Here is a 6,313-nt window from a genome sequence, read left to right as displayed (position 1 = left end):
CCCTTCACCCGCCCCGAGAACACCCCGCAGCCCGGACACGCCCGCGCCGCCTCGTCTGCGGTCACCAGCCACGCCACCCGCGACCCGTCGGCCAACCGCTCGACCCGCTCCACCGCCATCCCGTCGAGGTCCAGCAACAACGTCGCGTCACTCGTATGATCGTCCAAGCCCGTANCCCCACGGTGTCCTGATTGCGTCAGAACAACCAAGATCACCAGGGGTTGCGGGTCTTTTCACGCCACGACACGCCAGCGTCCTACACCCAGGCCACACCAGACCAGCATCACGCACAGCCACCAAGCCGGACGCGAGCCCCACACCTCACCCCGGTCAACTTCGAAGACCCGGACTTCTTCGACCACTACAACAATCATCACCGTCATTCCGGGATCGGCCTGCTCACCCCGACGGCCGTCCACCACGGCCAGGCCGCCGCGGTCCACCAGGCCCGCGCCGCCGTCCTCGACAACGCCACCCACCCCGAACGGTTCGTCCGCCGACCCCCGACCCCACCCGCACTCCCGCAACCCGCGTGGATCAACCGGCCCCCCGACCCCGAAGACCAACCAGACACGACCACCGGCTAATTACTGCACCATCCTGCCTCAAACAGGTTGACAGGTTCCGTGGCCGCGCTGGTGCTCGGCGCCGGCTCGATCGCCGACCTCGTCGGGCACCGCCGCGCCTACATCGGCGGGCTCGCGGTCTTCGCGGCCTCCTCGCTGATGTGTGGTCTGGCCCCCGACCCGGGTGTGCTGATCGCCATGCGCGCGGTCCAGGGCGTCGGCGCGGCGGCGATGTTCGCAACCACCTTCGCCCTGCTCAACAGCGCCTACACCGGCCGCGACCGGGGTAGCGCCTACGGCGTCTGGGGCGCGGTGGCGGGCGGCTCGGCCGCGGTGGGCCCGATCCTGGGCGGACTTCTCACCGAGGGCGCGTCCTGGCGCTGGATCTTCTTCGTCAACCTGCCGGTCAGCGCCGTCGCCATCCTGCTGTGCTCTACCACGCTCGTCGACGCGCACGCACCGGCCCGCGCCAGGGTGGACCTCGGGGGCATGACCAGCTTCACCGCCGCGGCGGNCGGTGCCACCTACGCGCTCATCCGCGCGAACGAGCACGGCTGGTCCGACCCCGGCATCTGGGGGCTGCTGGCGGCGGCGGTGGTACTGCTGGCCGTGTTCACCGCGGTCGAGGCGCATACGCAGCACCCCATGCTCGACCTCGCGCTGCTGCGCAACCGCTCGTTCGTCGGGGTGCTGCTCGCCGGACTCCTGCTGACCTTCGCGGCCTTCGCCGCGTTCACCTACACCTCGATCTGGTTGCAGTCCGTACTGGGACTCAGCCCGATCGAGGCGGGACTCACCGGCCTGCCCATGTCGATCATGGCATTCGGTGTCTCGGCGGGGCTGGGCCGGGTGCTGCACGGCCGGCGGCCCGATCTGGTCATCGGGGTGGGGCTGCTGTTCATCGGGCTCGGCGGACTGCTCACCGCCGCGCTCGTCCACGGATCGGCCGGATGGCCGCAGCTCGTGCCGGGCTTCGCCGTGATCGGTATCGGGGTCGGCCTGGTGACGCCGGTCCTCGGCTCGGTTTCGATGTCCCTCGTGCCCGCCGAGCGGGGCGGCATGGCCGCCGGCGCGGTCAACACCACCCNCCAGCTCGGCTTCGCCTTCGGCATCGCCGTGCTGGGCAGTGTCTTCACCGCCCGCGCGCAGGGCAGCCTGTCCGCCCGCGGCGTCCCGGACGCGGCACAGCTCGCCCACGCCATCGCCGGGGGAGAGACACCGGCCCTGCTGCTGACCGCTCCGTCCGCCGGGCGGCGGTTCCTCGACAGCGCGGCGCACGGTGCGGCGGTGACCGGCATACAAGCGACCTTCGTCGTCGCCGGAGCCATCGGCATCCTCGCCGGCCTGCTCGTCATCGTCCTCATGCGGCCCGCCGACGCTCACGCCGCCGGACCGGACGACAACCCGCCCATAGCGGAGAGTAGTTCGAGAACGGTGAACGTGGCCTGAACGTCTCCGCCGGGCCGATGGCTGTGGAGACCGGGCAGTCGCCCCTCTGGTGGATGCGGTCAGCGGGACGGCAGGCCGAGGTTCGCCAGCGCCTCCCGCAACCGGTGCCGGCCGGAGAGCGACTGCGGGCCGGCCAGCCGGGCCAGCACGCGCTCGCTCCACGAACCGGGCAGGCCGTGCCGGGCGTTGTACGCACCCAGCCGCTCGTCGTAGGCGGGGATGTGCGCGTCGGCCGTGGCGGCGTCGTACCGCTCGTGGTGCAGGACGGCGGCCTGCGGCAGCCGCGGCTTGATCCCGGCGTGCTCGGCCGGGTCGGGCGTGNCGACCGCGAGCCCGAACGCCGCCGCCGCGTGCGGTGGCAGGCCCAGCTCGGCCGCGATCTGTTCGGGATGGTTGCGGACCGCCCCGACGAACACCGTGCCCAGGCCGAGCGACTCGGCCGCGACGACGGCGTTCTGCGCCGCGAGGGCGGCGTCGACGAAGCCGAGGATCGTCGACTCCAGATAGTCGGTGCCCTCCGGCACCCTGCCTGCGCCCGCGCCGTCGGCGAGTCGATGCGCCCGGCTCAGGTCGGCGATCCAGATCAGGAACAGCGGTGCCTCGCTGATGAACCGCTGGTTGCCCGCCAGCGCCGCGAGCCGGTCCTTGCGCTGCGGATCCCGCACGGCGACCACGCTCCACGCCTGCAGGTTGGACGACGTCGACGCGGACTGGGCGGCCGCGACCAGCGCCGCCAGCTCGTCGTCGGTGACCGGCCGGGGCGTGAACCTGCGCACCGACCGATGCGCGAGCTGCAGCGTCACGGTCTCGCTGGTGACGTGGAGCGTCGCCGCCGGATCCGCGTACCGCGCGGTGATCGTCATAGATGTCCTCTCGTGATGGCCCAGGGGAAGGCCGGCGACCAGGGGCGCCCGGCCGGGTATCGGTGGTTTCCTACCGGATTGCCGCGTCCAGCTCGTCGCGGGTGATGAGGGAGACGGCGCGGCCGTCCCGCAGGACGACGGCGGCGGCGTGGCGCGGGCCGAGCGCGGAGCGGGCCTCGGAGATCGTCTGGCCGCCGCCGACGGCCGGGAGCGGGTCGCCGAGGTGATCCAGCACCGGGCTGTCCGGGGAGATCCTGCCCGCGGCGATCGCCGCCCCGAGCGCGGCGGGTTCGACCCAGCCGAGGATCTCGGTGGCGGACAGTCCGTGCCGGCGCTCGGCGCGGGGAAGAACGACCGGGACGGCCACCGCCGACCCGGGCAGACCGGCCACGACAGCGCCGGCGCTGGCCCGCGAGGAGACCGCGACCAGGCGGTCGGCCCAGCCGGGGAGGCGGTCGAGGAGCTGACGCACGGTGCCGTCGGTGCCGTCGGCGTTGTCGGGGCCGTTGCCGGCGGGGTCGTCCAGGAACCCCCACCGCCGCAGCCAGTCGTCGCTGAAGACGGTCGACAGGTAGGACCGGCCCGAGTCGGGCAGCAGGACCACGACGAGATCATCCGGGCCGAGAGCGCGGGCGACCCGCAGCGCGGCGGCGGCGGCCGTACCCGACGACGGGCCGGCGAGCAGCCCCTCCTCGCTGGCCAGCCGCCGCGCGGTCAGCAGGGACTCCCGATCCGGTATCCGCTCGAACCGATCGACCGCCTCGCGGTGGTAGGACTGCGGCCAGACGTCCTCCGCGGTGTCGGGGTGCAGGAAATGGCCGATGCTCTCGACGTAGTAGGCGCTGCCGTCACCGCCGGAGTAGACCGACGTCTCAGGGTCGGCCCCGACGACCGTGACCGTCCCCCCCGACGCCTGTCGGAGGAACTCGCCCGTGCCGCTGATGGTGCCTCCGGTGCCGACGCCGGCCACGAAATGCGTCACCCGTCCGCCCGTCTGCCGCCAGATCTCCGGGCCCGTCGTGCGCAGGTGGGCCGCGGGGTTCGCCGGGTTGTCGTACTGGTTCGCCAGCCAGGCGCCCGGAATCTCGTCCACCAGGCGGCGCACGACGTGGAAGAGGTGATCCGGATGCTGTCTGGCGAGCCTGGTGGGGGCGAGCACGACCTCGGCGCCGTAGGCCCGCAGAATGTCGACCTTCTCCCGGGCCGATCGGTCCGACACCCCGACGATCACCCGGTAACCTCGTTGCCGGCCGATGATCGCCAGGCCGATCCCGGTGTTGCCGGACGAGGCCTCGACGATCGTCCCACCCGGTCGCAGCAGCCCGTCGCGTTCGGCCTGGAGCACCATCGACAACGCGGCCCGGTCCTTCACGCTGCCCCCGATGTTGAGGAACTCCGCCTTCGCGTAGAGGGGGGTCGCGATCCCGCGGCCGAGCCGCGTGAGCCGGAGCAGCGGAGTCTCGCCGATCGCGTCGAGGACCGACTCGTGGACCGTCATGACACGTGCGCGTCCGCACCGGCGAGGATCTTCTGGAAACAGCGGGAGTGGGTCAGCGCCTCGTACGGGGGGAAGATCGGGATGCGGGTGTAACCGGTTCTGGCGTACACGCGCTCCGCGTCCGGCTGCCGGTCCCCGGTCTGCAGCACGATCCGTCCCGCGCCCAGGTGCCGCGCCGCGTGTTCCACCGCCGTCAGCAGCGCGGCCGACACCCCGCGGCCGCGGTGGGCGGGCAGGACGTACAGGCGCTTGAGTTCCAGGTCGTCACCCAGCCAGCGCAACGCGGCATGCCCGACGGGCAGCCGGTCGGCGGTGTAGGCGACACCGGTGTAGGCGACCGTCTCGGCCTCGATGCCCCGGTCAGGGGTCGGCGGCCGGGTGGCCAGCCGGTCGGCATAGCGCAGCCGCATCTCCGCGGCCANCGCGTCGCGCAGTGTCACCGCCACCGGGTCGTCCCACTCGACGCTCTCAATGTGGATCATTGATGTGTGGATCATGGATGTGTGGACCATCGATTCGGGTGCCACGCCTGCTNCAGATCGACGAGGGGCGGCGCACNGGCCGCACGAGGAGGATCGGTGTGCCCAGTATTCTCCACCTTCTCGGTCGACAGATGGGGAATGCGCGCGGCTGCCGCCGATGCGTTCAAGATAATCAACGGTGGTGACGACATCCCCGGAGAAATCGATCAAGAACTGATCGGACCCCCGCGCGGTCGGCGACCGCGTCCCCGGCGTTCACCGGCCCTCGGCCGAGTCGGTGCCGGGGTCGCTGCCGTGTCGGCTTCGTCCTACGGCTTCGACAACTGTTGCTGTCTCGCCAGCGGCTGTGGGAACGTCGGTCCCGTGCGAGTGATGAGCAGGTGAGCGGGCATTCCGTCGCCCAGACCCTCGAGCAGGCGTTGCAGATCGTTCGGGTCGGCGAGGATGACTTCCAGTCGGTGAGCCTGGTCGATACCGGTGGCTACCCGCTCTACGGCGGCCAGATCCTCGCCCTGGCTCTGCGTGCGGCGGCGATGACGATCGAGCCCGACCGCCGGCCGCACTCGCTGCACGGCTACTTCCTGCGGGCCGGACGGCTCGACGCTCCGGTCGCGCTGCACGTCGACCGCGACCGCGACGGCCGCTCCTTCTCGGCGCGCCGGGTCGTCGCCCTCCAGGACGACAAGGTGATCTTCTCGATGGTCACGTCGTTCACCCGGGGCACGGGTGACTTCGTCCTCGACGCGGTGNCGCGGCTGGGGCGCACCTACACCGAGCCGCCGGACAAGCACCGGATGCTCCTGCTCGACCTGTGCGAGTTCACCCCCCGCCACCAGCAGGGCGACCGGTTCTTCTTCCCGGACCACGCCNAGATCCTCCCCGTCGGCCCGCTGTCGGACGACTGGCTGACCCACACCTGCGCCATCGCCTACATGTCCGACATCGGCACCGGCTTCGGCCAACTCGCCGATCCCGGCATCGCCAGCACGGAATCCAGCGTCAGCCACTCGATCTGGTTCCACGCCCCGGCGCGGGCCGACGACGGGATGACCCTGGAGATGTGGCCCAGCAGCGCCGCCAGCGGGCTCGGGCTGTACTCCGGCTCGGTCCGGGACGCCGCGGGGAATCTGATCCTCGCGATCGCGCAGGAACAGCTCATCCGCTCGCGCAGGCCGGCCGCCGACGCGTCCTAGGGCTCGCGGCGCGTCCTAGGAGACCACTGAAAATCTTGCGGGTCCGGGTTCTGGTGTGGTGGTCGACGCCAGTGTTGTGATCATGCAGGGTGAGTGGGTGGGCGAGCTGATCGGGCCGGACGTGTGGGAGACCTGCCGGGAGTTGATCCCGGNGGGGAGTGTGTTCGCGTTCCTGGCCGAGCATCGGGAGGCGCTGTTCCCGGCGGAGATGTTCACCGACATGTACCCGTCGTCCAACGGACGGCCGAGCATGCCACCGCAG

General features: G+C 71.6%; 5 protein-coding genes and 4 pseudogenes. 5 read left to right on the top strand and 4 right to left on the bottom strand.

The annotated features are described in order from the left end of the window. Positions 1-221: 221 nt before the first annotated feature. The 3 genes and pseudogenes from FF86_RS34510 to FF86_RS61395 all read left to right on the top strand — a co-directional run. Complete coding sequence (locus FF86_RS34510) at positions 222-587, top strand: hypothetical protein (RefSeq protein WP_055871929.1); 366 nt, start codon at positions 222-224, stop codon at positions 585-587. A 39-nt stretch (positions 588-626) separates the two neighbouring features. Continuing rightward, positions 627-1,080: pseudogene (locus tag FF86_RS61400) on the top strand (MFS transporter); the annotation flags it as partial. 131 nt (positions 1,081-1,211) lie between these two features. Further along, a pseudogene (locus tag FF86_RS61395) lies at positions 1,212-1,653 on the top strand (MFS transporter); the annotation flags it as partial. A gap of 421 nt (positions 1,654-2,074) precedes the next feature. On the opposite strand, the pseudogene FF86_RS69545 reads toward FF86_RS61395, so the two are convergent. The 4 genes and pseudogenes from FF86_RS69545 to FF86_RS30685 form a co-directional block, all read right to left on the bottom strand. Continuing rightward, positions 2,075-2,336: pseudogene (locus tag FF86_RS69545) on the bottom strand (NADPH-dependent oxidoreductase); the annotation flags it as partial. 1 nt (position 2,337) lies between these two features. Then, on the bottom strand, positions 2,338-2,878 hold a 541-nt coding region (locus FF86_RS30695; RefSeq protein ID WP_242419926.1), incomplete at its 3' end, for a nitroreductase family protein. A gap of 70 nt (positions 2,879-2,948) precedes the next feature. Continuing rightward, on the bottom strand, positions 2,949-4,376 hold the full coding sequence (locus tag FF86_RS30690; protein ID WP_055871923.1) for a pyridoxal-phosphate dependent enzyme: 1,428 nt from the start codon (positions 4,374-4,376) through the stop codon (positions 2,949-2,951). Continuing rightward, positions 4,373-4,786, bottom strand: a complete 414-nt coding sequence (locus FF86_RS30685; protein WP_242419927.1) for a GNAT family N-acetyltransferase — start codon at positions 4,784-4,786, stop codon at positions 4,373-4,375. Before FF86_RS30685 ends, FF86_RS30690 begins: the two co-directional genes overlap by 4 nt. Before the next feature lie 452 nt (positions 4,787-5,238). Between FF86_RS30685 and FF86_RS61390 the strand changes: the two are divergent. Next, a pseudogene (locus FF86_RS61390) lies at positions 5,239-5,607 on the top strand (acyl-CoA thioesterase); the annotation flags it as partial. Between the two features lie 123 nt (positions 5,608-5,730). After that, positions 5,731-6,051 carry a hypothetical protein gene (locus FF86_RS61380; RefSeq protein WP_396230206.1) on the top strand — a complete coding sequence of 107 codons (321 nt, stop codon included), beginning with the start codon at positions 5,731-5,733 and terminating at the stop codon, positions 6,049-6,051. The last annotated feature ends 262 nt before the right edge of the window (positions 6,052-6,313 follow it).

The sequence above is a fragment of the Frankia sp. CpI1-P genome, assembly GCF_001421075.1.
Classification (GTDB): domain Bacteria; phylum Actinomycetota; class Actinomycetes; order Frankiales; family Frankiaceae; genus Frankia; species Frankia torreyi.
This window is presented reverse-complemented; position numbering and strand designations above follow the sequence as displayed.